The organism is Dolichospermum sp. LEGE 00246, assembly GCF_015207865.1.
Classification (GTDB): domain Bacteria; phylum Cyanobacteriota; class Cyanobacteriia; order Cyanobacteriales; family Nostocaceae; genus Dolichospermum; species Dolichospermum heterosporum.
Genome location: NZ_JADEWA010000022.1, coordinates 1 through 25,561 on the forward strand (window position 1 = coordinate 1; position 25,561 = coordinate 25,561).

Below are 25,561 nucleotides of genomic sequence, written 5' to 3' on the forward strand. Positions count from 1 at the left end.
ATATAAGATTCATTACTAACAAAAAACTCTAATGTTATAGTTTTACTACCATCCCAAATATCAATGATAGCTAATGTCCTTTTTCCAGATTCATGATTAACCTGAAAACCAGAAAGTAAATTTTGTATAAACTCCACTCTATCAGGATTTCCAGAACAGTGTAACAACACAAAAATCAATTGTAACAATGTACTTTTACCCCCTCCATTTTGACTACCAAGGGGAAAAATACGCGGAATAAATTCCTTCTCAAAACTAATATCTATATCTTTTAAAGCCCGAAAATCAGGTACTTGAATTCTTTGTAAGTACATAAATAAATAATAGTCTTTTAACTTTACAAGTAGACCACACCCATTATACTCCCTTCCCAGTGCAATATTACTTATCTTCTTCTTCTTTCTTCCTTCGTGGTTCATTCACTCTTATTCAAGCAATAAAAGTTTGTAGGTTAGGTTGACGCAAGGAAACTAGAGTCCTTGCAGTAAGGTTTTTGGGCAGAAAAAGTAAGTGCGTAATGTCTGACAGATGTATATTCAGCTATTTCAGTATAATAATGCAATATAAAACTTTTATTTTTACCTAAGTATATTCATGTATCTTACATGAATAAGAATACAAAATTTGTAGGTTAGGTTGATTTGCATTTCATTTAACCCAACCTACAAAAATATTAACCCAAAACGAAATTCACCAACTTACCAGGAACAACGATCGCCTTTTTAACTTCCTTCCCTTCAAGATAACGTTGTCCAACCTCCGACTCCCGCGCATATTTTTCCAACTCCGCTTTGTCAGATTTTGAAGGAACTTGAATAGCACCGCGAGTTTTACCCATAATTTGAATTACCAAAGTAATTTCATCAGCTATCAAAGCCGCAGGATCAAAACTTGGCCAAGTTTGGGTATGCACAGAATTTTTATTCCCCAACAATTGCCATAATTCATCACCAATATGGGGGGCAAAAGGTGCTAACATAATCACCAAAGTTAGAATCCCTTCCGCGTAAATTGGCGAATTATGACAATCAGCATCAGTTAAGGCATTACTTAACTTCATTAATTCCGAAATTGCCGTATTGAATTGATATTCATCTACCACATCTTCCGTAATTGCTTGAATCGCAATATGAATGGCGCGACGCAAATCTTTTTCCGCTTTATTTAACTTATCAACTTCTGCTTTTTGCTGACAAACACCCGCAGCAGCATAATCAGTAACTAACCGCCAAACGCGATTTAAAAAGCGGAATTGTCCCTCAACATCAGCCTCATCCCATTCCAAATCTTTTTCAGGAGGTGCTTTAAATAAAATGAACATCCGCGCCGTATCAATGCCGTATTTATTAATGACATCTTCCGGGGCGACACCATTTCCTTTTGATTTGGACATGGTAGCATAGAGACGTTGTAAAGGTTCTCCAGTTTGCGGATCTACAGGATTATTAGCATCAACTAAATTTGAAGGAATCCATTTATCCTTACCACCTTTATTTGGGTTCATGTAAGTTAAACCCTGTACCATTCCCTGAGTTAACAGCTTTTGAAATGGTTCATCAAAGTTAAATAAACCTCTATCTCTCAATACTTTAGTGAAGAAACGCGAATACAATAAATGTAAAATTGCGTGTTCAATTCCCCCCACATATTGATCTACAGGCATCCAATCATTTACTTTACCAGAATCAAAAATCTTTTCCCCATTCTTGGCATCAGAATAACGTAAGAAATACCAAGAAGAATCAATAAAAGTATCCATTGTATCGGTTTCCCGTTTCGCAGGAGTACCGCAAGTTGGACAAGGGACATTTACCCAACTTTCTAATTGTGCTAAAGGTGAACCACCACGGCCATTTAATTCGATATCTTCTGGTAATTGTACAGGTAACTCTTTGTCAGGAACTGGCACAATTCCACATTCAGGACAGTGAATAACAGGGATAGGTGCGCCCCAATAACGTTGTCGAGAAATTAACCAATCTCTGAGGCGATATTGTATTCTTAATTTACCAAAGTTTTGTTTTTCGGCAAATTCGATAATGGCTTTTTTCGCATCTACAGAATTCATGCCATTGAAGTCACCAGAATTAACTAAAATTCCCGCTTCTGTATAGGCTGATTTTAAAGTTTCTTCTCCACCAATTTCCGGAACAATTACCACTTTAATAGCTAAATTTTGTTCTTTGGCAAATTTGAAATCTCGGACATCATGTGCAGGTACACCCATTACCGCACCTGTACCATATTCATAAAGAACATAATCAGCTATCCAAATCGGTACTTCTTCCCCAGTGAAAGGATTAATTACTTTACCCCCGGTAGGAATACCCCGTTTTGGTTTGTCTTCTGCGGTTCTTTCCAACTCGCTTTGGTTAGATACTTCTTTAATAAAGGCTTCTACCGCTGCTTTTTGTTCGGAAGTTGTCACCACTTTAGTTAAAGGGTGTTCTGGGGCTAAGACGACGTAACTCACACCATAAATGGTATCGGGACGGGTGGTATAAACGCCGATTTTTTCATCTAAGCCCACAATAGGAAATTCTAAATATGCACCTGTGGATTTTCCTATCCAGTTGGCTTGCATTAATTTAACTCGTTCTGGCCAACCTGTGAGTTTATCTAAATCATTTAATAATTCTTCGGCGTAGTCTGTAATCTTGAAAAACCATTGACGCAGTAATTTACGTTCTACGATTGCCCCACTGCGCCAAGAACGTCCTTCATTGTCAACTTGTTCGTTTGCTAATACGGTTTGGTCTATGGGGTCCCAATTCACTGCGGCTTCTCTTTGATAAGCTAAACCTGCTTGTAAAAATTGCAGAAAAATCCACTGTGTCCACTTATAATAATCTGGGGAACAGGTAGCAAGTTCAGTTTCCCAATCTAAGGATAAACCCAGACGTTGTAATTGTTGCCGCATTTGGGCAATATTTTGATATGTCCATTTGGCTGGGGGTACACCTCGATCAATGGCGGCGTTTTCTGCGGGTAGTCCGAAAGCATCCCAACCCATTGGATGTAATACCCGATACCCTTGCATCCGTTTGAGTCGGGCAATAACATCTGTAATTGTATAGTTACGAACGTGACCCATGTGCAAGCTACCGGAGGGGTAGGGAAACATGGAAAGCGCGTAGAATTTTGGCTTATTTTGATCTTGAGGTGTTTTATCTAAGCCAAGTTCTGACCATGTTTTTTGCCATTTTTCCTCAATTGTGGCTGGTTGGTATAACGTTTTTTGGGGGGACTCCACAACTAAAACTCCTAATGCTGTTAGCTAATTTCGCTATTGTGGCATAATCTCGACTGCCGCGAAGGTATTGTGGCTAGAAATTAAATGTTCCACTCAATGTTCCACAAAAATTCGTTCTGAGGCAGGTTCTTTAACTAACGCGCTTTTTAGATAACTGATTGATTTTGCCGACGTTTCTCCTTGAGAATCATCTTGACACCACCACCAGGACCTAATAATAAGCCTTTGCGAACAGGCTTAACTGGTTCGGTTTCCGCTAATTTTAGATGCCAATTAGATAGCACTTTTGCCAACACAATTTTCATTTCAAATAATGCAAAAGCCATGCCAATACAGCGACGATTACCACCACCAAAAGGTAAATATTCAGAAGGAGAAAATTGCCGTTCTAAAAAACGCTCTGGTTTAAAATGTTGCGAATTGGGATATAAATCTTCTCGATGATGGGTTAAATAAATACAGGGAACGACAATAGTTCCCGGCTCAAATTTTTCACCTCCAATTTCTAGTGGTGATTTCACCAAGCGATTTAATCCTAACATTGCTACTGGATATAAACGCAGTGTTTCTGAACAAACAGCATTCAAATAAGGCAATTTGAAAATTGCATTTGCATCAGGAGTTTCACCCAAGCTATCCAATTCTGCTAATAGCTTTTCACGGACTCCTGATTGAGAATGAATCCAATATAGAGCAAATGCTAAAGAACTGGCTGTAGTTTCATGACCTGCGACTAACAAAGTCATCAACTCATCACGTAATTCTATATCTGTCATTGCTTCTCCAACTTCATCACGAGCAGCCATCATTAAAGATAGAATATCAGTCCGAGATGGATCTGGTTGTAATTGCCTTTCGTGAATTTCTGCATAAATGATATCATCTAGCTCTTGACGTAATCTTAAAAAGCGTCCCCAAGGACTCCATGCACCTAAATCCCGTCGCAAGAATGGAAACATAATCATTGCTACCCTGAACAAAGGTCTTTTGGGATTGAGAATAGCAATTAGATTTTGTTTGAGTTTGTCGTAACGTTCCCCGTCTTTCAATCCAAATACAGCTTTTAAAATTACCTGAAAAGAAATTTCTTGCATAGAAGACAAAATTGGAAAAACTTCCCCAATTTGCCATTTACTAGTTACTTGCTGAGTAATATTATTAATTAATTCACCATAATTTAGCATTCGTTCCCCATGAAATTGAGGAGTTAATAATTTTCGCTGCCTTTGGTGAGTTTTACCTTCTAAGGATAAGAGAGAATTTGGTCCTAAAAGCGGCACTCCCGAACCTGCAGGCGTACCAGAATCTAGCCGTTTGGGGTCTGTGGTAAAAATCTGTTGAATCCCTTGGGGATTGCTAATAAATACTTGTGGTTTAAAAAGTGGACCGATTCTTAAGGTGAAAGTATCACCATAATTTTTGGCGCATTCTTCCAGATATCCCAAAGGGTTTTTTACCCATTGGAATGTTTGTATCCAAGGGTGAGTGTTCGGTCCATTAGGTAGTTTTAAATTAGACATTTTGATAAATTCTCTATTGTTCTAGATAATTCAGAAAAATCGGCAGGTATGAGTTCACGATTCTAATTGAGAAATCGTTTTCATTGTTAATTCTTGCACATTATTAAACACTAGCTTTGCCCCAGCTTGTACCAGCTTTTGTGTATAAGCTTCACTAACTGCTGTTGTTTCCTGAACGTGGGGAGGTAATACTCCAACACCTAACCAAATCCGAGAATTATCTATGGCTTTGGCTTTTTCTACAGTGTGCATATCTGCTACAGTATCACCTACATAGACAACTGTTTGTTTTTGATTATTACCATTTTCTAAGATGTTAATAGTCGCAAAAAGTCCGGTAGGATCTGGTTTACCGGGTGCGTCTTCCATAGCAATTAGGATAGGAGATTGTAAACCTAAGCGTTTTTCTAAAACGTAGTTAGCACTCAAGCGAGTAGCACCACTAAAAAAACCCCAAGCAATACCAGATTGCGTGAGTTCTTGAAAATAACTAGGCTGTGCTAATAAAGGTTCATGACAAATGTAGCCGTTCCAATTTTCGCAGTCTGTACCCCGATAAAGGCTTTGAAAATAAGTAACAATATTTTCATAATCTAATTGTAGTTGTTCTCGCTGTTGTCCTTGACTGACAAAATGCCGGTAAATTAATTCTTGGGAGGCTTCCCAATCGTTATTCCAAATTCCTTCTGATTTGAGGTTGTCAATGTCTGTTGGTGTGGGACGATAGGCTTGGGAGGTAAAATGTTCGACTGTATCGGATATTGCCCGACGATATGAGCCGCTAACGTCACGGATAACCCCGTCTATATCAAATACAACTATTGCTCTTGTGCTTGCGGTCATGACAGAAACTAGAAAAGGATGATATACAAAATTCTATAGTAATTCTAATTTGATTTTTGGTGTTGCTGATTAAATATAGGGCTTACGCATTGACAAAATTTTCTAAATATGTAATGTGGATTTTATCTCTTGTAGGGTGCGTCAGACCCAATAATTTGGTAAAAAACAGATTTCCTCTATCTGACGTGGTTGGTGAGCTTGCCGAACCACACCCTACTCAATAAGTTATTCCCAAAGCCGAAAACGACGCAATTTCGTTCATTCATATGATGGTAAGTTAGTGAGCGTGCGTAAGTCCTAAAATATATGAATATGTCTCACGCCAAGGCGCAAAGGCGCAAAGAATTAAGGTTGCAAAGGTTAAATTTACCAATTTCATCTTTCCATATGGCTATCGCCACGCAGGCTATCAGTAACGCCTGATTTTTTAATTCCCATAGATAGATAAAAGGCTAAAAACTGACAATGCTGATATAATAAGGCTACAATTGCGATTAAATCAGTGGCAAGCAATATAAAGTATGGTAACTATCGTTGTCCTGATTAACATCTTTATTTCTATTATGCTCTTTCATTTAGCTCAACAATTACGAAAAGCAAAAAATACTCTAGCGTTGATAACAGATATATTTAATCAATATGAATGTGCTAGTTATGCAGCTTTACATAGGTTACCAGATAATATTTATTTAGCTAAAAAAAAGATTAGAAATCTCCATTTAGAGAACCAACTTTTTAAACAAAAAATCCAACAATTTCGGCAAATTCTCAGTCTCATTGTCCTGGTTAGGCAAATTTCTCAAGGATCGTTCCCGTTTCCATATCTAAATTTGAAAAATCCGAGTAAACTAGAATAGAATCTCCAGAGTCATCAATTATGCTTAAGCGTTCTAAGTTCGAGACAACTCAGTCTCAAATCATGCACCGTTCTGAAGAATTAATTAGTGCTGCGTCAAACCGCTATCGCATTACTGTACAGGTGGCAAATCGTGCTAAACGGCGACGTTATGAAGATTTTGAAAATAACGAAGATTCTATCATGAAACCCGTACTCAGAGCAATTATTGAAATGTCTGATGAATTAAATCAGCCAGAAATTATCGGTGAATTGTAATTTAAGGAGTCAGGAGTCAGAATATTTGTTCGCTTCAGGAATATAGAGAGGCAAGTTTTTCAAGAAATTACAGCACTTCCCGGTGTTATGAGCTACACTCCAACCCCCTCCCCGCAAGCGATGAGGGGGCTAAGATGCAGTAATTCTTGGAAACGAGGTTGCGCCATTTCAGCGAACTGCTTGCAGCAGTGCTTCGCTATCGCCGGATTTGTTAAGAATTGTAAAACCCTATGAATGTAAGGGTTTAAATGTCATGAAACCTTAAAATGAGAATTGCTGGCTAAGGGAACACCAAAAAATAAATTACCCAATTTTGTGGGATGGGCATCCTGCTCGTCCTTGATGATTAAGCTGTTGTGCATTTAGTTTGTATAATTCTAGCGGGCAAGATGCCCGCACTACAAAGTTCAAGTAAATTATGGTTATCAAATTTAGCTGCGTAACAGCTTAGCAGGCTTTTCGTCCCGCACCACAAGAGATTTTTGGGTATTTTTTTAATTGGAAGTCCCTAAGAGGATGTTTGAAAAGTTTCCGGCGATTAGAAAGATGCCTCCGGCACGCTTCGCGGACGCTACTACACAAACAAAGTCCACCTGCGTGGACTAACGAAAAATCAAGGCTTTTGAACTTTACCAGATATGGTGGATAAAAATTTAGAAGATTTAATCGTCAAAATTGCGAAGAAGGTCATTAAAAAAGAACTTAAAAATGGCAATTTAGATAATTTACCAATTATTTCTACTGAATCTAATCATGGATTGGATAATTGGCAAAATCCAGACACGACAGAGGAAGTTATTAATGATATCCAAATTATTCCTTACACTAGATTACCTGATCAAGAAGATATAGAACTTGAGCGTAAATTACGAGAACTCAAGTTTAAACAGGAGTTGAGAAAAGATTGGATTTCCTTTTTAGTGAAAGATGTAATTGTCTATTCTACAACTATGATTTTTATTTTGGTACTTATTGGCTTTTATCTATTTCGGATTAATTAACTGTCAATATACACTAAATGCAAATGTATATGTATAGGGCATTTTTTAACCCCACCCCCAACCCCTCCCCGCAAGCGAGGAGGGGGCTATAATATGCTTGTAAACCAGTTTTACTCCTGACTCCTGAATTCTACTGTATTATTATTGATTATTCATTACTGATCGTTGATTCTAATGGAACTACCGTAGCAGGTAAATGTTGATCCATCCAATTAACTAAATCAGTGATTACTTGAAGATAATTAATATCGTAGTGTAAATCATGATAAGCTCCAGGATATTCAATTCTTAATTTATCTGGATAGATAACATTTTGATAAAATATTTCACTTCCTGCTGGCAAGGCAATTCTATCCGCACCACCATGTAAAATTAACAATGGTACTTGCCATTTTTTCGCATGATTATGAATCCAATCTACTGTGGCAAAAAACTCCGTAGATAACCTAGCAGTAGCGAGAGTATGGCGTAATTTATCTTGAGTATAGGAATCTAAGATTTTCTGATCTCGTGAACCTGCGCGGACATCCAAGCCAATATTTAAGGAAAAACGAGGCCACACCTGGGAGAGTAATTTACCTAAAACGACGCGACTCAGGGGTACTCCTACTTGACCAATGCTGGGTGCAAAAGCAATCACACCTGACAACGCAGATTTATCTTGCACATAACGAAGAGTATAATCTAAGGCAATTACTCCCCCCATGCTATGTCCTAATAAAAAAATTGGGCATCCTGGTTGTTGTTGTCGAATTAAATTGAGGAAAGTTTGTAAGTCATCACGAAATTCAGCCCAGGTATTAATGTAACCTCTTTGACCAGATGAACGCCCGTGACCACGTAAATCACAGCCATAGATAGCATATTCTTTTGGTAACAAATGGTCAACTATCGTCTTGTAAAGTCCGCTATGTCCTCCGAGTCCATGGACTATGACTAAGATTCCCTTGATTTCACCGCCAGGATGCCAACTTTGGTAATACAAATCAAGCCCACACACACCTGAAAATTTTCCCTCTTTACGAGATGCGATCGCATTGCTATGGTAAATCATAAAGTTAATTTTTTATGTTCCTATCTAGTAAGCTACTAGCTTATTAACGTATATTGTAGAGAAAAGTGCTTCTAACTGTAGGAATAAATACAGATAATTTTCCTAAAAACAATCATGTTATCAAAATAACCAGAATAATTAATATAGATCCCCAACTTCTTTAAGAAGTCGGGGATCTGGATATGTTCAGTGACTTACATAACAATACTTTATATTGGCATAGATTACTATTAAACATTTAGTTATTGCCCACACCAATTCTTAATACAGCTTCACAAAATTACCACATTAAGCCTTTTCACCTGAAGAAGTTAGTTTGATAAAGCTGAGATAAAATTGGCATCAATCAATAAAAAAACAACTAACAAAACTGACAAATTATGAAATTTTCCCTAGCTGCAAATGCTGTACAAGCGCGTCAAACAAAAGAAAGATTTGCAAAACCAGAAGAACAATTATCCTATGAATTGGGGAAAGCTGTCCAGGAATTACCACCGCTTTATACAAGATTATTAGCAGGAACAATTAGTTTCATCATCTTTGGAACAATTTCCTGGGCGCATTTTTCAGAAATTGATGAAGTCGCCACAGCAACAGGAGAATTAATTGCTTCTACCCAAGTTAGACCGGTGACAGCTTTGGGTAATGGTTCTATTTTAGCAGTAAAAGTGAAAGAAGGCGATCGCGTGACCAAAGATCAAATTCTCATTCAACGTGATCCCAATTTTCAGCAAACAGATGTCAACCGTCTAGCCAAATCGAGTAAATTAATTGAAGATGATTTACAACGATTACAAGCTGAACGTTCTGGAGGCAAAACTGCGGGAACAATCCTCCAAGATGAACTTTTAAACTCGCGGTTATTAGACTATAAAGCCAAACAAGCAGCAGCAGCAGCAGAAGCCAAACGTCAACAATCAATTCTCAATCAAGCCAAAGTCCGTTTGAGTCGCTTACAAGAAAATTTAGCCAATGCTAAAGTCAGTTTTACCAATGTGCAAAAAAACTTAGAAAATGTCAAAAGTCTACGTTCTATGTTAGATAATAATTTATCTATTGCTAAACAACGGGAAGAAAATCTTCGTACCTTAGTTGAACCAGGTGCTTTAACCAGAGTTGATTATTTAGATGCTAAAGAAAGATTAAATCGTGCCAATGCAGATATTATCAGAAATGCCGATGAAGTTACTAAAAATCAAAATAACTTAACAGAAGCAAAAGATAAAATTGCCTCTTTGGAAAAAGACGTTGCTGCCCAATTTCAAGAAATTAACCAAGCAGAACAGGCTTATCAAACAGCCCGAAATCAAAACATCCGGTTAACCTCAGAACGTCAAAGTGAAATTCTCACCCAAATCAATAAACGCAAAGAAGAATTAGCTACCGTTGCCGGTCAATTAGAACAAGCCAAACAACAAAAAGACGGAGAAACTATTAAAGCCCCCGTTGCTGGCACAATTTACAAAATTAAAGCTACCAAAGGTCCAGTCCAATCTGGAGAAGAACTACTATCAATTTTACCAGAAGGGGAAGAAATGCTCTTAGAAGTAAAAGTTATTAACCGTGATATTGGTTTTGTTAATCAGGGAATGAAAGCAAAGGTCAAAATCGCCACTTTTCCGTTTCAAGAATTTGGTGTAGTTGATGGTGAAGTATTACAAATCAGTCCCAATGCCATAATTGATAAAGACTTAGGTTTGGTTTTTCCCACCAGAATTAAATTAAGTAAACATTCTTTAAATGTCCGTGGACAAGACGTAGAATTCAATCCAGGAATGGCGGCTAATGCCGAAATAGTCACTCGCAAAAAGTCAGTTTTAACATTCATTATTGAACCGATTACTCGACGTTTTAGCGAGGCATTTTCTGTCAGATAAAAGTCACAGATTCAGGATGTAGGGGCGCAGGGACTGCGCCCAGTCATGAATGAGTCTCAAAACAATTTATCCTAATTCTTCAAAAACAATATCCTCATAAACCGACTCAATGGGAAAACTTAAATCAATACTTCGTAGCTCGATATTATCCCCCGACTGATAATTAAAAATTTCCCAATTACCGCGATCATTTTTGCGGTATAAATCAATCGCTATTTTCTCAGCATCAACCAGAACATAATCTTGCAAACTAGGATTGCGACGATACAATCTAAATTTATCCCCTCGGTCATAACTGGCTGTACTGGGAGATAAAACCTCGACAATTAGACAGGGATATTGAATGGCTTGGATTGCGGTCCTATCTCTCTCGTCGCAAGTAACGCTCACATCAGGATAAACATAATCTTTCGTTTCCACAATATTTACACGACAATCGGAATTACCAACCTGACAACCACCGCCCCGTAAATGACCTTTAACAATGAAAATAATATTACTAGCAATCCGTCCATGATTTTGAGTCCCCCCACTCATAGCGTAAATTTCACCATTAAGATACTCATGGCGAAGCAGTTGTTGTTCTTCCCAGACAAAATATTCTTCGGGTGTTAACTTAGGGAACTTATCTTTTACAGCAATCATTTTTTATTACCTCATCTGCGCTCAACACAAATTAAAATCGGGCGTTGCTGAAACCAGGTATGAATTTAGGTGTAGAGACGTTCCATGGAACGTCTCTACAAGGGTTTTGAAATCATCAAAAATCATTTTCATACCTCAAATCAGCAACGCCTAAAATCGCTTTCATCAACAATACCTTGTTCTTTGGTGTTTGTGGCTAATAATGTAGATAAGCGGCTAAAGGTCTACAAACATCCAAGTATGGGAAGTTGTTGGAGTTTTCGTTGATACCACCTTGGCGGCATGATTTGATCGAACAGGCGATAGCTTCGCTCGCCGCAGGCATCGCTTCCCTTGCTGCAAGACTCTCCTGTAGTGTTCATTTTTGGTGATTTACTGTTTCTCGAAGGCCTTTTTTACTTTATATGTCTGTTTTTCTGCTCACTTTTGCTTCTAGTCTATTGTTAACCGCCTAACTTTTAACCCATCAGGACTTACGCAACTGGCACATTGGTAGGGTGCGTCAGATATCAACAATCTGTTTATTTGCAGGATTTATGCAGTCTGACGCACCCTACAACAGATTTTTGGTGTGGCACTTGCGTAAGTCCTACCCATGACTTACGTCACGCTGCGCTATCACAGATAATTTTTCCGCAAACCCTAATTACTCCATTGTTTCATTCACAGGGAATCTATCAATTAACTGCATCGCCCGTTGAGCATTGCGCCGCAACACATCTGGTAAATTAGGAACATGAGGAATCTGGGATAATAAATCCAGAGTGCGGCGTAAAATTCGCACTACGTCCCCTTCATCTAAAGTGGTTTTCTCGCATAATGCTTTCCACTCTACCCCTAGCGCCCATTGTTCCACCAAGGAAATCAAGCTGATAAAACGAGTTTCTAAACCTACAGGTAAGGCCACCCCATGACGATACTGTACCTTTAACACAGAACGGCGAATCGGTTGTAATGTTAACCAGGCTGCATCTGCTTCTGTAGACAGGTTGAAATCAACCCTAGTATCTGGGCGGGGGCTTTCTGTCACCAAAGCGGCTATTACTGCTGCTAGGTTATGGGGACCAATATTATCTAATTCTCCACTGGCTAGAACTAAACCTAACCACAATTCATTTTCACCGCGAATGGCTGCCGCAATTTCTCCTAATTTTGTGGGAACTAAGTTATCCAAACATTCAAAGAATTGCAAAATTTCAATTAAACAGAGAAACTCTTCCCAATATCTTTGAGACTGTAGTAATACCTGTTCTTGTAGGTGTTCAATTTCTGCTTCTAATTCGACACAACGCGCCCTATTTTTGAATATTTTGGCAATGTTACCCGATTTATAAATGGGATGGTTTTCTAACTGTTCTTGGACAGCAGTTAGGCGACTGAGTTGTTCTCTTACTTCTGTGGGTAGATGGTTAAATTCTTCAGGATTAGGTATGCTTTGAGCGATCGCAATGGTGCTTTCATCACCACGAATTGATTGTCCTCGTTTCAAGCTCAATTCTGAAGGTGGTATTAGCTCAGATGGAACTTCTACTCGTGGCATTTCTGCATACATATCTAATATATCTGCTGAAGTTGCCACATACCAACGGTTATTTTGCCCCAAGCAAACAAAGTAAGATGTCTCACCCACACTCACGGCTTTGTCAACCAGCACTACTGTTATTGGTAGGGGTGACATGGCGTTTCTGTCGTTGAGACTCAACATAGTTCCAGATATGGCAAAATCTAGCATCATTGCCAGTTGTGCCTGTCTATCTTCCTGTGCTTGTTCTTGCAAGGTTTTGAAAATCTGGCGTTCTACTTTCAAGCGTTGACGCAGCTTTTCGTATTGCATCAATTCACTTTCATCAATCGCCGCCAGTTGTGATTGAATTTGCGATAATTCGCTTTGAAATTGTCCCAGTTCTTCAAAATCTGGTTGGAGGTGCAAATTGGACATATATTGTCCAAAACTGCGTTCTATCAGTTCTCTGGCTTTTTCTATGGTGTGGGTTTGCAGCAGGTTCAAGACCATGCCGTAACTGGGTGTAAACTGACTAACTAAGGGATCAGCTTTGGATGTGGCTAAATAGGATGCTTCTTTTGCGCCTTCAAAGGGGGTTTGTAATGTTACTACATAACCTTGCATATCCATCCCTCGACGACCAGCCCGCCCTGCCATTTGCAAGAATTCCGAAGCATTGAGTAAGCGGTGTCCGTTATCAGTGCGTTTAGACAAAGTAGAAATAACTGTTGTCCGAGCAGGCATATTAATTCCCGCTGCTAAGGTTTCTGTGGCAAATACGACTTTAATTAATCCCTGTTGAAACAGTTCTTCGACGAATCCTTTCCAAGCTGGTAAAATGCCGGCATGATGGGCAGCTATGCCTCGATACAGTGGGGCAACTTGTCCAGCCCTGCCAGCATCGGGGTTACGGCGTAAAAATTCGTCAATTTGTTGGCGGAGGATTTGGGACTCATCATTATTAACTAACCATAAATCACCAACTTCTTCAACGGCTTTATCACAGCCCCGACGACTGAAAATAAAGTAAATGGCGGGAAGCATATCCCGTTCTTGGAGTTGGCTCAGGGTATAAATAATACCAGGCGGTTCTGGTCTACCAGCTTTGCCTTTTTCCCAATATCCTTTTTTAGCCTTTTTGACTAAGCGAGGATTAATTTTGGTATTGGTTTCATTTAATAACGGAAATAATCCTTTGGGATTACAAAAGTTAAATTCTAAGGGAACGGGGCGAAAATCGGAGTAAATCAGGTCTGTGGGACCATGAACATGATTTAACCAACTGGTAAGTTGATCACTGTTGGCAACGGTGGCAGAAAGGGCTACAAGTTGGACGCTGCGGGGACAGTAGATGATGGATTCTTCCCAGACTGTACCCCTTTGGCGATCGTTCATGTAGTGGCACTCATCTAGCACTACAGCCTCAACGTCGGCTAAGGAGATGCCAATTTGACCTATGGGCGTGCCATAGAGCATATTGCGGAAAATTTCTGTGGTCATGACCAAAATTGGTGCATCCCTATGAATGGAAGCGTCTCCGGTGAGGAGTCCAACTTGATCAAAGCCAAATTTTTCGCGGAAGTCTCGGAGTTTTTGATTAGATAACGCCTTCAAGGGAGTGGTGTAAAATACCCGTTTCCCGCGAGATAAGGCGCGATAGATGGCATATTCCCCGATGAGGGTCTTTCCTGAACCTGTGGGCGCACAGACAACTACTGAACGGTCAGCATTGAGGGAGGCGATCGCTTCTCTTTGGAATTGATCTAATTCAAAGGGGAAGATTGACCCAAGGTCAAGTTCATTAGCGAAGTCGGAATAATTCACTCAATCATAATTTACAAGCAGACTATCCACTATCATAACGTGATTCGTGGTTTGCTACGTTGACAGGAAAAGCGCAAGTTGTGAAGGTATTACTGAGCTTTTTTTAATCATTTTACTATTTCAGCAATTTTGCGGAGACCTCGCCAAGCAATTACACTGACTACTTCCGCCAAGAAGTTTGTTGCAAAATTTGATCTATTTCTTGAGGAAAAGGACAATCATCAGGAAAAGAAAAAGATTGATAATCAGAGTTCTCTCGCAGCGTCGTTAATGCGCTGATATAACATTCTATAAATATTTCATCCCAATACGGTCTTAAGCTGGGAGAGTCTTCCAATAAGCCTTTCAATTCTCGCTGACTACGCTTAATTGTTTCTGTCCAACCACGATAGTCTTGAACGTAGTCTGAATAACAAAGTTTAAGACAATGTTCTAGCATTGTGATGAGCCGGTTTCGCAATTCTCGCTTTTGACTCCTTCCCAAACTTTCAATCTCCTCAATTAAGTCTTCCCAGTCAACACTATGATAATTTTGCTCTTTCAATAGATTAATTGTCTCTTCAATCCAGAGGGCGTAATCTGTTTGGGTTAGCATAGTATTTCTCCTCTTTCCCTAATTTTACACTTTTTTATCATTTGACTATTTCGGCAATTTTGCACAGAACTCGACAGGCAGATTCTAATTCGCTTTGGGTAGACAATGGGGCAAATACTCGTGATATGGCATAGTGTTGATTTTCTAGTTTGACAAACACAATATCGTCGCCATTGGTTAACATTCCAAAATTAGGTAAATCAGTGTTGGGACTAGCCATTAAGTAAGTCAGGGTTTGTGGCAATGCTGACCAAACTGATAACATGGTTTTTTTGGATTCTAAAACAATTACCCATAGACGGTCTTGTAATACCAGTAAATCTATTCGACCCTGGAGAGTTTCTTCGCTATCAGCTATTGTTATTTGTACAGATTCTTCTGCTTTGATGCGAAAAGGTGGATCATATAAACCTGCAACTGTAAGTAATGGAGAAACGAGTAATAGCATTACTGTATTTTCTAATAAATGTCCACCTGAACGATGATAAAGATAACGTTTCCAGAGAATTTCTAGGTTGGTGTGGTCATTGGGATTAATTTCAGGTAATTGATTATGCCATTCTGTGAAAAAATCCTGAGATTCATTGCGACTCAAGCCAAATCGTTTTTCTGCTTCAGCGATGGTGGTGATAGTTTCAGTAACGGCTAGTGTTTGCATGGTAAATTTTTGTCTCAGTAGTTACATCTACGATAAAATAATTTCACCGACCTGATTTTATCTAAAACTCTATTATGACTATTGCTGAACAGATTTATGCACTTGTCAAAACTCTTCCTCCAGATCAAGCTGATGAGATTCTGACTTTTGCTGAATTTATCCGTGCTAAACACCTAAATAACAGTCAAACGGTCAGAATTAGTTTATTCACTTGCTGGAACTTGGAAAGATGACTTTCCCACTTTAGAAGAAATTCGCACCGAATCAGGACAAGACATCTTGCGGGAGAGCCTCTAGATGTACGTTTTGGATACCAATACCCTGATTTATTATTTCAAAGGTCAAATTTATATCGTTACTACTACTTTACCAACTTCTGTGAACGGTTGGGGTATGGGTTGTCCATCTTCTTTCAATACTTCTAGATAGAGTGCGATCACTTAGGGTTCAATGTTCAAATTATGTGTTAGCATTTAGTATCAAATTATCTATTCAGTCTTCGTTATAAATGGAAATAAAAGATCTAGCTGGTATCAGTGAACCACTGAAAAGATTGATTGAAGTAATGGCTGAAGGAGTAGGTGCGATTTCAAAGCCGTACCTTATCAAGAAGACTGCTGATGCTAAGGCATACGAGATACAAGTTATTTCTCAAGCTATGGCTGAGAGTCGCAAATTGCTTGGTGGTACAGATTATGAAGATGGCAAAATCAAGATTTTGTCCCCTGCTGAAATACCTAGCCAAATTCTCTCACTTCCTGAACGAGTGGTAAATCGTAGCAAGTATCAGGAGTTACGTAAACAGCAGAATATAGAATCTGTGTGTGCAAATGCTGCTGAAGAACTATCAGGTGAAAGCAAAATTCCAGAGAACAAGCCAGAACCAGAATGGATTAACCACTTTTTTGATATAGCAGAGAAAATCTCGACAGAAGATCTTCAATACTGGTGGGGTAAAATTCTGGCTGGTGAGATTACGAAACCTGGCTCATTCTCATTACGCACTCTTGAGACACTAAAAAATATTTCACGTCAAGAGGCAGAAAACTTTGTCAAATTAGGGCAGTATGCTCTAGGGACTAAGAGGATGAATTTTTTTCTTGATCCGCAAGAATATATCTTCAAAAAAGATAATACACTTAATTTTTCCGAAATTCTTGCTCTCAGAGAAGCTGGTCTTGTAAATGATAGCGATAATCTGAGTTTTTCCTTTGAAGCCTCTACCGCAGGTACAACTTCTCAACTATTCTACGGTTCATTAGTTCTGTTTCTGGAAAGAGAGAAAGATACGCCTCAAATTAGTAATAAGGTCGGGTGTTTGACAAAAGCAGGCGCAGAACTTTTGAAGCTTATCTCGATTCAACCTGACATGGAGTATGTCAAGTTTGTTGCCCAAAAATTCAATCGAGAAGGCATGAAAATTGCTTGGGCATCTATTCTTAGAGAAGAGGAAGGATTCATTCACATAGGAGACAAAACATATCTTTCTACTGACCCAGGTTAATGATGTCGAATGTTTTAGGCATACAGCATAAAAATTCGGTTGCAGAGCAATAGAGGTTTTAGAAGTTTCAGAGTGAGATGAAGAAATTCTGTCCAATGAAGTTGATCCTATTCGCGGTAGTAGGCAACTATATTAAGCTGAAGGTTATGATGTAGGAACAAACCCAATACTGCTCGGTTAAGCCTAAAAATTCATTATATGGTAGGTTGGGTTGAGGAACGAAACCCAACATTATCAAGGATTTTGTTGGGTTTCGCTGTCGCTCAACCCAACCTACATTTCCTTAACCGACAAGTTATTGGGAACAACCCTTTAATTTCTTTCCCTCCTGCTTGTTTATGGAGATGGTAAAATGACTGTACAGTTCAGAGAAAAAGCTTTGATGGCTTATGAAACCATGCCATTGAATCAAAAAAATAAAGTTTCTCAGTTAATAAAGCAGCTAGATGTCAGTAACTCACACCAACTAAACTCTGATAGACTCGATAACACGGATACGTGGTTGGTAAGAGTAGATGGAAGTGTGCGGCTACTATTTAAAAAAACAGATCAGGGTTTTTTGATAATTGATATTATTGATCGTAAAAAGGAAGATTATTAGTGATCACACTTTTTCCTTATAAGTTTGATATCAACAAATGTGATCAATAGATTGAATAACTGCAACATTTCCCAACAGCTAATTTAGCAATTTTAGAAAGTGGAGGTAAACAATGAATACTATGGATAATTCCCCAACTTCAGATAGATCATTGGAGGTTTTAGAATCTGTGACAGAGTTACAGAACCACCTTAATGAATTACTCAAACAACTATCACCAGAAAGATTACAAGTCCTTGCTGATTTTGCCGCTTACTTAGCAAATGCTGAAAGCGAAGCTGCAACCCAAGAACTTTTAGCAATTCCTGGATTGCTAGAACGAGTTAAGCAAAATCAAACAACTCCTAAAACCCATTACACAAATTGGAGAACCCTTCGATCTGATGTATGAAGTTGTTCTCCATCCCGATGCCCAAAAGGTTTATATTAATGCTGATAAAGCCCTAGCAAAGAAAATTGCCCGATGTTTGCAGCAGCTAGAGCAAACCCCCCAGTCGCACCCTAACATCAAAGCCCTCAAGGGAGATTATGCAGGGTACTATCGCTACCGAATCGGCGACTACAGAGTAATCTATTCGATAGAAGATGAAGTGGTGCAGGTATTTGTTGTGGCTATCGCTCATCGGAGCGAAGTATATGAACAGTAAATGTGAGTTGTGATTTTACTGGTAGATTGGATCAACAACCTCACCTCTTACCCTTTCCCCAATTCCTGAGCGCGTTCTTTCGAGGCTTTGACGGCTTCAATGATAGCGGAACGAAAACCGGCTTTTTCTAAGGCGCTGACACCGGCAATGGTTGTACCATCAGGACTGGTAACTTGATCTTTAAGTTCGGCGGGGTGGATTTTGGTTTCTTGTATCAGTGTGGCTGTTCCTAAAAACGTTTGTATAGCTAGTTGTTTAGCGATCGCTCTTCTAGGCTAAGTTAATGAAATTGAGGACAGCGATTCCTACGGAGTGCTTCGCTATCGCATTACTATGATGTAAAAACGCAAGTTATTACCTTCTCAAGTATAAACTGGGGATTTTTAGTCATCTTCAGATGACTTTTGCTATTAGACTGGGAATGAATTCCCAGGCGGGCTAAAGGTTTTACGTTAAATTGACACCAATTACCACTGCTAAACCCCTACCCACAGAATCAAATTATTAAGCCGTGTTGAGTATACAAGATGAAGTGGTGCGGGTATTGGTTGTGGCGATTCCTAGGTCGCGCTTTGCTATCGCTTATCGGAGTGAAGTATATGAACGGTAAGTGTGAGTTGTGATTATACTAGCAAATTGGGATTAACAGCCTCAGTTATTGATTTGTATTAACTAATAATCAATAAAAAGTATACATAATATGAAGGCTTTACATAATAGCCGTATAAATTATGTTTCGCGTCAGGGCGTAAAGACGGAAACTTTAAGACTATTTGTGTAATAATTCTAATACACACTATTTAATGGGCTATAGGGTTTGTGACTTTGACAAAAATTACCCCTGGACAACCACTGACTGATACACAAAAAAAAGGCTTACAGTTAGTATCCCTCTTGGGTAGGGGTAAACGTGATGTTGTGTTAGCCATTGATGTAACGGAAAGTGTGGGTTTAAATGACCAAGGACGTATTCGCCTACGTCAGATAGTTGAAGACAGTCTCAAACCTGGAGATTCTGTTTATGTTGTTCCCTTTGCTAAAAATGTGGTTTTTGATGAGGTTATTTCTGTAGAAAATCCATTAGGAAAACCTATATATTTTAGCAAGAAAAATTCAGAAAATATTAATAAAGTATTAGCAAAAATTCCTTTTAATTATGATCCTAACCGCTATGGTACAGATATTCAAAGAGCAGAGTTAACAGTATATCAAGGTGTGGCGCAGATTAATCAAAATCGCCTTGCAAAAAATCAATCAATTAAACCACAGTCTGTTGTTTGGATAACTGATGCAACATTAGGTACTAAGCCCGGAATTACTTCCGAAATTTGGATAGAAACTCCTGCTGATAGTCCTTTCAGAATTGCGACATCACCGGAGAGTGAAGAGAGACAGAATTGGATTAAGAGTTTACCTTTACAAGAGCGATCGCTCATCATTAAAAATCAAGATAATAAAGATTATAAACTATCTGTAATAGACCTTAATCCTACAGTTCAAGAAATTTGCACACCAGCACCAGGAGGACAAGAAACTTGTTTAGTTAATCCTTATTTACTCAAACAGTTATGGTTTCCCAGTCTGATTTTATTATTATTAATAGCTGCTGGTGTTTGGAGTCTATGCAAATTTACCAGATTACAAAAAAAATGGAAATTGCGAATTAGATTTGAAGATGATGCAGAAGATGAAGAAAAATTATGTATGCTACCAAATACGAAAAAAATCGCCATAGGTGAAGATGATCCTAGCTATGGGGATTCTATTGACAGTCCAGGAGGAGAAATTAGAGGCTATTTACAACGTCAAGGAGAAAAACTATATTTAGTCCCAACACCAGAAGGAAACATTCAACTAAACAACAAAAAAATTACATCAAAGACTCTTATAACCAATTCTAGATTTACGCTAAATTGTCCAGATTCACGCCAGCGTGATTACCAAATAAATGTTAAAGTTGAAAAATAGTATTCAGGGGAAAAACTATGACTCAAGCATCTGCAAAAGAAACCCAATCTAGAGGAATTAATCGCACAATTTGTATCGGTTTAGGTGGCACTGGTAGAGATGTATTAATGCGAATTAGACGGTTAATTGTTGACCGTTATGGACACCTAAATAAGTTACCAATTGTCAGTTTTGTTCACATTGATACAGATAAAGCAGCCACCCAAGTTACAGGAATTAGAACAGGGAGTACCTATCATGGTGTGGATTTAAGTTTTAAAGAAGCTGAAAAAGTCGGCGCTACCATGTCATCAAGAGATGTCACCATGTTTGTAGAAGGACTAGAACGGCGTTCGGAATATAGTAATTACGGACCTTATGACCATATTGGAAGATGGTTTCCTCCTCGGTTATTGCAAGATGTTGGAGCAATTGAAGACGGAGCAAAATGTATAAGACCTGTAGGAAGACTAGCCTTTTTTCACAACTACCAAAAAATTAAAACATCAATTGTAACAGCAGAAAACCGAACGAGAGGACACGAATCTTTTTTGCTGAAATCGGGTTTAAGAATTGAACCAGGGTTAAATATTTTTGTTGTTGGTTCTCTCTGTGGTGGTACAGGAAGTGGGATGTTTTTAGATGTTGCTTATAGCCTTAGAGATATCTATAGAGATGAAACTGCTAAAATTTTTGCTTATTTAGTGATTAGTCCTGATTTATATGGCAATACCAACAAAATGATTACAAATACTTACGCGGCTCTGAAAGAATTAAATTATTACAGCACTCCCGGTACAACTTTTGAAGCAGTTTATGATCTTGAAAATTCGGTAATTGTACAAAATAAAAAAGAGCCATTTGACTATACTTATTTAATTTCTAATAAAACACTAGGGGAATATCAGATTCTGACACAAGGTAAACTATGTAATGTGATTGCTCATAAGATTGCTCTTGATTTTTCAGGTGAATTAGCACCTGTAATGAAAAGCAACAGGGATAATTTTAAAGAAAAAATGATTGAATCAGATAAACATCCTCGTCGTAACACCCAAAGATACTTAACATTTGGACTGTCAGCAATTTATTTTCCTCGTGATACTATTATCGAAATTGCTTTAACAAAGGTAGGTTTAGAGTTAGTCACGTTTTGGTTAAATGGTAAAGGTCAAAGTCCAGATCCTATTAACTTACTTGAGCAATTTTTGATTCAACATAATTGGCCTAATGACTTAGGCAAACGAGATGGTTTAACTAATAAATTAGCAGAATCTGTAGAAGAATCTAATAAGACCTTTAGTAATACTCTCAAAACTTGGCAAAATAAATTATCCCGGTTAATTGCTGAATGTAAAAACAAAGATGACCGCACTAATATCCGTCAGCAATTAGCAACAGAGTTTTATAAACAATTTCGCACAGTGCAACCAGGAGAAACAGAAAGTAGTCGCGGTTATTGGTTGACGAAATTAATACAAGCTACTCCTAAGATTACCAAAGAACTTAATCGGAATATTGATGATTATGTGATGCAATTACTCACACCAGTAGATCCTAATTTCTCCATTAAAAATACACACAATTGGTTAGATTCTCTGCGACACGAATTACACAAATATCAACGAGATTTACAAGAATCAATTACTGATTTTGGAGGCATAAAGCACTTAGAAGATATAGAAAGAAAATGGGATAATGCAGAACAAACAATTGAAGATATGGAAAATAAACTAGGTATTCCCTTTGTTGATTTCAAAAACATTCCATTTCAGGAGGAGTGCAAAAAAGTAATGCAAGAAGTTTACAAAATTATCAAGCATAATTTTGAATTAACTGTATTGCAAGAAACTTTGAAAATTGTCAATCAATTACAAAAGCAAGTTCAAGAAAAAGAAAAGCAAATTGCAGCTTTTAGTAGTTTAGTAGAGGACTTAGAAAGTGCTTATGAAAAAGAGGAAAGAGAATTAAAACAATTGAATTTCGATGAAATGAGTGGAGAGGCAATTTTTGATACTGAAGATATAGAACTTTGCTATCAAACAATGATACCAGAAAATGATAGTCGTCCTCAATTAATATTAGCAAGTTCAGAAATTACTAAGGAAACCGATAGAGGAGCATCTTTAGGATTTTTCCTAAATATGGAACGCACTACTTATTCTCAGCTAAAAGAAAAAATTGATTTGAAAGTTAATACTTTATTTGCTTTTCGAGGTAGCAATATTGTTACTTCTGTGATTAAACGCTTCATGCAGAAATACTCCTTAGCTGCGCGTTCAACTCGTTTAACGCAAATTATGCAGGAAGCTCAACCCTTGCTGCGTTTAAATTTAAATGATCCTTATTTCCGAGACGAGGATGATAAAAGTAGTAAATTAGTAGGATCTAAAGATATAGATGAATCAGATGTAACAGAGTTTAAAAAACTGCTAACACAAGAATTAGGAATTTCCACAAGTGTTTTAAAAGCAATACAAGCAGATGATGAAATCCTAATTGTGAATGAGTATGCAGGGTTTCCGTTGAGATTAATTAGTAGTTTGGAAAGAATGAGAAACCCATATTTACGAGAACAAAATTCTGGTACATCTTTCTTGCATAATGATTATCGCGCTTCTTTTCCTGATATCATTCCACCTAATGCTAGAAGAATGGAAGAACTAGAGGATATTTTTTATCCTTGTTTAGCATTAGAGTTATTAGCAGAAAATCAGGATACTCAGGAATTAGAGTTTAAACATTATGACTCTTTTCAAGATAGTTATTATACTGCTGCTGTGAGTGCAAATTGGATGGAAGCTTTAGAAGATTTGGCAAATAACCGCAATATGGCTGATACGTTAAAGCAAATTTTGGATGATACAATTTCCCAAATGGAAAATAATCCAAAATTATGGGAAAATGAATATCTACCGCAACTGCGTCAATTTGCAGACAAGCTAAAGAAAATTCTCGAAGATAGTCCCAATTTTCCTTATATACAAACAGTATATGTCTCACCAGACAATATTCAACCTACAGTTAGAGAGGGGGTTATTAATCGTTTTTGGAAAAAAATGGAAGCGAAATTCAGAAACACAAATTCACTTTTACCAAGAAACAATACAGGAACTCAAAAAGCTATTGTGGGGGAAATAGTTTCTAATTCTCCCCTAGATAATATTGATAATCGCTCAAGACGACGACAAGAATTAGAGCAGCTTAAACAAGATTTAGATGAAGGTTTTATGACTTCAGAAGAATACGAACGAGAAAAACAAAGAATTTTTCTCCAATATCCACTATAGTTTTTTATGGGTAGTTCATATCTACCCAATTCTCACAAATTTCTTGCACTATCACGGGTCATTTTTATGCCGCCAATACCACTTTACTTAATTCTTATTACTGTCTTTCTAGTCGTTATTCCATCTCTAGTTACTATTTTTCTTCGCATATATCTTTACCGCTATTTAATAGATTTGACTGATAAAGTTCAAAGATTAATCAAAACAGGATCAGCGAAAGGACAACCGAAAATTATCCAAACATTAGAAGCTAGATTTGAGCAAGCTAGTAAACAATTAGAACAGGTAAATACAGGAGCATTGATAGATCAAATTTATAGTCAGGAAACAATCAAGGGATTTACCTGTGAACAAATAGATTATTTATGTCGCATTTTGCCAAATTTACTATTAGCTTTTGGGTTACTTGGTACTTTTTTGGGGATTACAATTAATTTATCTACTTTGAGTCAAACGATTAATCAAGTTAATGCTAGTGATGTCAGTAATTTAGTTACTGAATTGAAGAAACCATTGGAAGGAATGAGTATTGCATTTACTACAAGTTTAACAGGACTATTTTTCAGTGCTTTGGTAACGGTAGCCAACTTTATATTTAATAGTGGACTTGCTAAATATCGCTTAATTAGTTCTTTAGAAGATTATCTAGATAATGTATATTTTCCTGAAGTGCAGGGTGATACCCGTCTTGATAAAATAGTCAATAGAATGGTATCCCAGCAAGATGAATTTTTAACAAACTTTGGGGAAACAGTGCGAAAAGCTGTAGAACAATCTATGGGAAAAGTCGCAAAACAAATTGCTGACGGGAATCAAAAAACTATGGAGTTAGCTACACAAGTTTATCAAAAATTTGATGCTGCTGCTGGAACTATATCTAGTGCTGCTAATGAATTTAAACATTCCATGACAGAATTAAATTCAACATCTCAAATATTTAAACAGTCTGCTGAAACTTTTAAGCAAAGTGAGTTTCCTCTCAAATTATCATTAGCTACTGTAGATTTGGGTAATACACAGCAGAAATTTTCTGAGTCAGCTACAAGTTTAGCAGCAACAACGGAATTGATTATAAATGCCTTAATTGAAATAGAAAATTCTAGTCAGAGTTTAATTAATTTAGGAGAAGAAATAAAATCTATGAACAAAACTTCAATTCAGGTATTAGATTTACATCAAAATAACCAAAATCTTCTTAGTGAAATTATCCCCCAACTTCATGCAGGAGCTAATAGTTACGAAAAAGCAACTAGTAAATTAGATGATTTAGATCAAAGAGTGGGAGATAAATTCAATAATTTTGATCAATTAATCACAGCCATAAGTCAGTTATTAGAAAATGTGAAAACATATACAACGGAATTAATTAGCAAAGTTGCAACGGAAACTGAAAATTCTAATCAGAGCTTAATTAGTTTATCTGAAGAGATAAAAGCTATGAACCAAACTTCAATTCAGGTATTAGATTTACATCAAAATAACCAAAATCTTTTAACTCAAATTATTCCCGGACTTCAGCAAGGAGCTAATAGTTACGAAAAAGCAGTTAATAAATTGGATGATTTAGATCAAAGAGTGAGCGATAAAGTTAATAGTTTTGATAAATTAATCACAACCATTGATCAGTTATTAACAACTGTGAAAACATATACAAATGATGTGAATACTACTGTTAATATAGCAT

Annotated in this window: 21 protein-coding genes and 2 pseudogenes; 13 read left to right on the forward strand and 10 right to left on the reverse strand. The window is 37.6% G+C overall.

The genetic code is table 11. The annotated features are described in order from the left end of the window. From IQ228_RS02855 to IQ228_RS02870, 4 genes and pseudogenes are all read right to left on the reverse strand, one after another. Nucleotides 1-419: pseudogene (locus tag IQ228_RS02855) on the reverse strand (hypothetical protein); the annotation flags it as partial. A gap of 254 nt (nucleotides 420-673) precedes the next feature. Then, nucleotides 674-3,253, reverse strand: a complete 2,580-nt coding sequence (leuS, locus tag IQ228_RS02860; protein ID WP_193962111.1) for a leucine--tRNA ligase — start codon at nucleotides 3,251-3,253, stop codon at nucleotides 674-676. A 146-nt stretch (nucleotides 3,254-3,399) separates the two neighbouring features. After that, nucleotides 3,400-4,773: a cytochrome P450 gene (locus IQ228_RS02865; protein WP_193962112.1), complete on the reverse strand. Its 1,374-nt coding sequence runs from the start codon at nucleotides 4,771-4,773 to the stop codon at nucleotides 3,400-3,402. A 54-nt stretch (nucleotides 4,774-4,827) separates the two neighbouring features. Next, a complete protein-coding gene (locus tag IQ228_RS02870) occupies nucleotides 4,828-5,616 on the reverse strand; it encodes a TIGR01548 family HAD-type hydrolase (RefSeq protein WP_193962113.1) in 789 nt (262 codons plus the stop codon). 521 nt (nucleotides 5,617-6,137) lie between these two features. Here IQ228_RS02870 and IQ228_RS02875 point away from each other — a divergent pair. The 3 genes from IQ228_RS02875 (at nucleotide 6,138) to IQ228_RS02885 (ending at nucleotide 7,731) form a co-directional block, all read left to right on the forward strand. Beyond that, on the forward strand, nucleotides 6,138-6,473 hold the full coding sequence (locus IQ228_RS02875) for a hypothetical protein (protein ID WP_193962114.1): 336 nt from the start codon (nucleotides 6,138-6,140) through the stop codon (nucleotides 6,471-6,473). A gap of 20 nt (nucleotides 6,474-6,493) precedes the next feature. Next, a complete protein-coding gene (locus tag IQ228_RS02880; RefSeq protein ID WP_027404411.1) occupies nucleotides 6,494-6,730 on the forward strand; it encodes a DNA-directed RNA polymerase subunit omega in 237 nt (78 codons plus the stop codon). Between the two features lie 638 nt (nucleotides 6,731-7,368). Next, nucleotides 7,369-7,731: a hypothetical protein gene (locus IQ228_RS02885; protein WP_027404412.1), complete on the forward strand. Its 363-nt coding sequence runs from the start codon at nucleotides 7,369-7,371 to the stop codon at nucleotides 7,729-7,731. Nucleotides 7,732-7,879: 148 nt separating this feature from the next. On the opposite strand, the gene IQ228_RS02890 is transcribed toward IQ228_RS02885, so the two are convergent. Further along, nucleotides 7,880-8,785 carry an alpha/beta hydrolase gene (locus IQ228_RS02890; protein WP_193962115.1) on the reverse strand — a complete coding sequence of 302 codons (906 nt, stop codon included), beginning with the start codon at nucleotides 8,783-8,785 and terminating at the stop codon, nucleotides 7,880-7,882. 380 nt (nucleotides 8,786-9,165) lie between these two features. Between IQ228_RS02890 and IQ228_RS02895 the strand changes: the two genes are divergently transcribed. Beyond that, the gene (locus IQ228_RS02895) at nucleotides 9,166-10,662 is read left to right on the forward strand and encodes an HlyD family efflux transporter periplasmic adaptor subunit (protein WP_193962116.1); all 1,497 of its coding nucleotides are present in this window, start codon (nucleotides 9,166-9,168) and stop codon (nucleotides 10,660-10,662) included. A 66-nt stretch (nucleotides 10,663-10,728) separates the two neighbouring features. Here IQ228_RS02895 and IQ228_RS02900 read toward each other — a convergent pair whose 3' ends face one another. From IQ228_RS02900 to IQ228_RS02915, 4 genes are all read right to left on the reverse strand, one after another. Further along, on the reverse strand, nucleotides 10,729-11,307 hold the full coding sequence (locus IQ228_RS02900; RefSeq protein ID WP_027404415.1) for a Uma2 family endonuclease: 579 nt from the start codon (nucleotides 11,305-11,307) through the stop codon (nucleotides 10,729-10,731). 646 nt (nucleotides 11,308-11,953) lie between these two features. Continuing rightward, the gene (locus IQ228_RS02905) at nucleotides 11,954-14,635 is read right to left on the reverse strand and encodes an RNA helicase (protein WP_027404416.1); all 2,682 of its coding nucleotides are present in this window, start codon (nucleotides 14,633-14,635) and stop codon (nucleotides 11,954-11,956) included. A gap of 160 nt (nucleotides 14,636-14,795) precedes the next feature. Then, a complete protein-coding gene (locus IQ228_RS02910) occupies nucleotides 14,796-15,230 on the reverse strand; it encodes a DUF29 domain-containing protein (protein ID WP_015078603.1) in 435 nt (144 codons plus the stop codon). 37 nt (nucleotides 15,231-15,267) lie between these two features. Further along, nucleotides 15,268-15,888 (reverse strand): type I restriction endonuclease, encoded by a 621-nt coding sequence (locus IQ228_RS02915; RefSeq protein ID WP_193962117.1) that lies wholly within the window; start codon nucleotides 15,886-15,888, stop codon nucleotides 15,268-15,270. A 74-nt stretch (nucleotides 15,889-15,962) separates the two neighbouring features. Between IQ228_RS02915 and IQ228_RS02920 the strand changes: the two genes are divergently transcribed. From IQ228_RS02920 to IQ228_RS02940, 6 genes are all read left to right on the forward strand, one after another. Then, a complete protein-coding gene (locus IQ228_RS02920) occupies nucleotides 15,963-16,121 on the forward strand; it encodes a DUF2281 domain-containing protein (RefSeq protein WP_228043655.1) in 159 nt (52 codons plus the stop codon). Between the two features lie 64 nt (nucleotides 16,122-16,185). After that, nucleotides 16,186-16,317, forward strand: coding sequence for a hypothetical protein (locus IQ228_RS27030; RefSeq protein WP_255549938.1), 132 nt, complete (start codon nucleotides 16,186-16,188; stop codon nucleotides 16,315-16,317). A gap of 79 nt (nucleotides 16,318-16,396) precedes the next feature. Further along, complete coding sequence (locus tag IQ228_RS02925; RefSeq protein WP_027404419.1) at nucleotides 16,397-17,392, forward strand: DUF2806 domain-containing protein; 996 nt, start codon at nucleotides 16,397-16,399, stop codon at nucleotides 17,390-17,392. 352 nt (nucleotides 17,393-17,744) lie between these two features. Next, nucleotides 17,745-17,993, forward strand: a complete 249-nt coding sequence (locus tag IQ228_RS02930) for a hypothetical protein (protein ID WP_027404420.1) — start codon at nucleotides 17,745-17,747, stop codon at nucleotides 17,991-17,993. 112 nt (nucleotides 17,994-18,105) lie between these two features. Then, entirely contained in the window at nucleotides 18,106-18,384 is a 279-nt protein-coding gene (locus IQ228_RS02935; protein WP_193962118.1) for a hypothetical protein, read from the forward strand. Beyond that, nucleotides 18,377-18,640 (forward strand): type II toxin-antitoxin system RelE/ParE family toxin, encoded by a 264-nt coding sequence (locus IQ228_RS02940; RefSeq protein ID WP_027404422.1) that lies wholly within the window; start codon nucleotides 18,377-18,379, stop codon nucleotides 18,638-18,640. Before IQ228_RS02935 ends, IQ228_RS02940 begins: the two co-directional genes overlap by 8 nt. 47 nt (nucleotides 18,641-18,687) lie before the next feature. Here IQ228_RS02940 and IQ228_RS02945 read toward each other — a convergent pair. Beyond that, nucleotides 18,688-18,909, reverse strand: a pseudogene (locus tag IQ228_RS02945) (pyrroline-5-carboxylate reductase dimerization domain-containing protein); the annotation flags it as partial. Between the two features lie 550 nt (nucleotides 18,910-19,459). On the opposite strand from IQ228_RS02945, the gene IQ228_RS02950 reads away from it, so the two are divergent. The 3 genes from IQ228_RS02950 to IQ228_RS02960 form a co-directional block, all read left to right on the forward strand. Continuing rightward, nucleotides 19,460-20,608, forward strand: a complete 1,149-nt coding sequence (locus IQ228_RS02950) for a vWA domain-containing protein (protein ID WP_193962119.1) — start codon at nucleotides 19,460-19,462, stop codon at nucleotides 20,606-20,608. 17 nt (nucleotides 20,609-20,625) lie between these two features. Beyond that, nucleotides 20,626-23,877, forward strand: a complete 3,252-nt coding sequence (locus IQ228_RS02955) for a tubulin-like doman-containing protein (protein ID WP_193962120.1) — start codon at nucleotides 20,626-20,628, stop codon at nucleotides 23,875-23,877. A 66-nt stretch (nucleotides 23,878-23,943) separates the two neighbouring features. Further along, on the forward strand, nucleotides 23,944-25,561 hold a 1,618-nt coding region (locus IQ228_RS02960; RefSeq protein ID WP_228043657.1), incomplete at its 3' end, for a hypothetical protein.

What these genes read in the sequence shown, in the direction of transcription:
- IQ228_RS02870 (WP_193962113.1), bottom strand. Translation starts at nt 5,616, where the DNA reads ATGACCGCAAGCACAAGAGCAATAGTTGTATTTGATATAGACGGGGTT.
- IQ228_RS02915 (WP_193962117.1), bottom strand. Translation starts at nt 15,888, where the DNA reads ATGCAAACACTAGCCGTTACTGAAACTATCACCACCATCGCTGAAGCA.
- IQ228_RS02930 (WP_027404420.1), top strand. Translation starts at nt 17,745, where the DNA reads ATGACTGTACAGTTCAGAGAAAAAGCTTTGATGGCTTATGAAACCATG.
- IQ228_RS27030 (WP_255549938.1), top strand. Translation starts at nt 16,186, where the DNA reads ATGTACGTTTTGGATACCAATACCCTGATTTATTATTTCAAAGGTCAA.
- IQ228_RS02885 (WP_027404412.1), top strand. Translation starts at nt 7,369, where the DNA reads ATGGTGGATAAAAATTTAGAAGATTTAATCGTCAAAATTGCGAAGAAG.
- IQ228_RS02920 (WP_228043655.1), top strand. Translation starts at nt 15,963, where the DNA reads ATGACTATTGCTGAACAGATTTATGCACTTGTCAAAACTCTTCCTCCA.
- IQ228_RS02900 (WP_027404415.1), bottom strand. Translation starts at nt 11,307, where the DNA reads ATGATTGCTGTAAAAGATAAGTTCCCTAAGTTAACACCCGAAGAATAT.
- IQ228_RS02910 (WP_015078603.1), bottom strand. Translation starts at nt 15,230, where the DNA reads ATGCTAACCCAAACAGATTACGCCCTCTGGATTGAAGAGACAATTAAT.
- IQ228_RS02865 (WP_193962112.1), bottom strand. Translation starts at nt 4,773, where the DNA reads ATGTCTAATTTAAAACTACCTAATGGACCGAACACTCACCCTTGGATA.
- IQ228_RS02875 (WP_193962114.1), top strand. Translation starts at nt 6,138, where the DNA reads ATGGTAACTATCGTTGTCCTGATTAACATCTTTATTTCTATTATGCTC.
- IQ228_RS02940 (WP_027404422.1), top strand. Translation starts at nt 18,377, where the DNA reads ATGTATGAAGTTGTTCTCCATCCCGATGCCCAAAAGGTTTATATTAAT.
- IQ228_RS02955 (WP_193962120.1), top strand. Translation starts at nt 20,626, where the DNA reads ATGACTCAAGCATCTGCAAAAGAAACCCAATCTAGAGGAATTAATCGC.
- IQ228_RS02880 (WP_027404411.1), top strand. Translation starts at nt 6,494, where the DNA reads ATGCTTAAGCGTTCTAAGTTCGAGACAACTCAGTCTCAAATCATGCAC.
- IQ228_RS02935 (WP_193962118.1), top strand. Translation starts at nt 18,106, where the DNA reads ATGAATACTATGGATAATTCCCCAACTTCAGATAGATCATTGGAGGTT.
- IQ228_RS02925 (WP_027404419.1), top strand. Translation starts at nt 16,397, where the DNA reads ATGGAAATAAAAGATCTAGCTGGTATCAGTGAACCACTGAAAAGATTG.
- IQ228_RS02895 (WP_193962116.1), top strand. Translation starts at nt 9,166, where the DNA reads ATGAAATTTTCCCTAGCTGCAAATGCTGTACAAGCGCGTCAAACAAAA.
- IQ228_RS02890 (WP_193962115.1), bottom strand. Translation starts at nt 8,785, where the DNA reads ATGATTTACCATAGCAATGCGATCGCATCTCGTAAAGAGGGAAAATTT.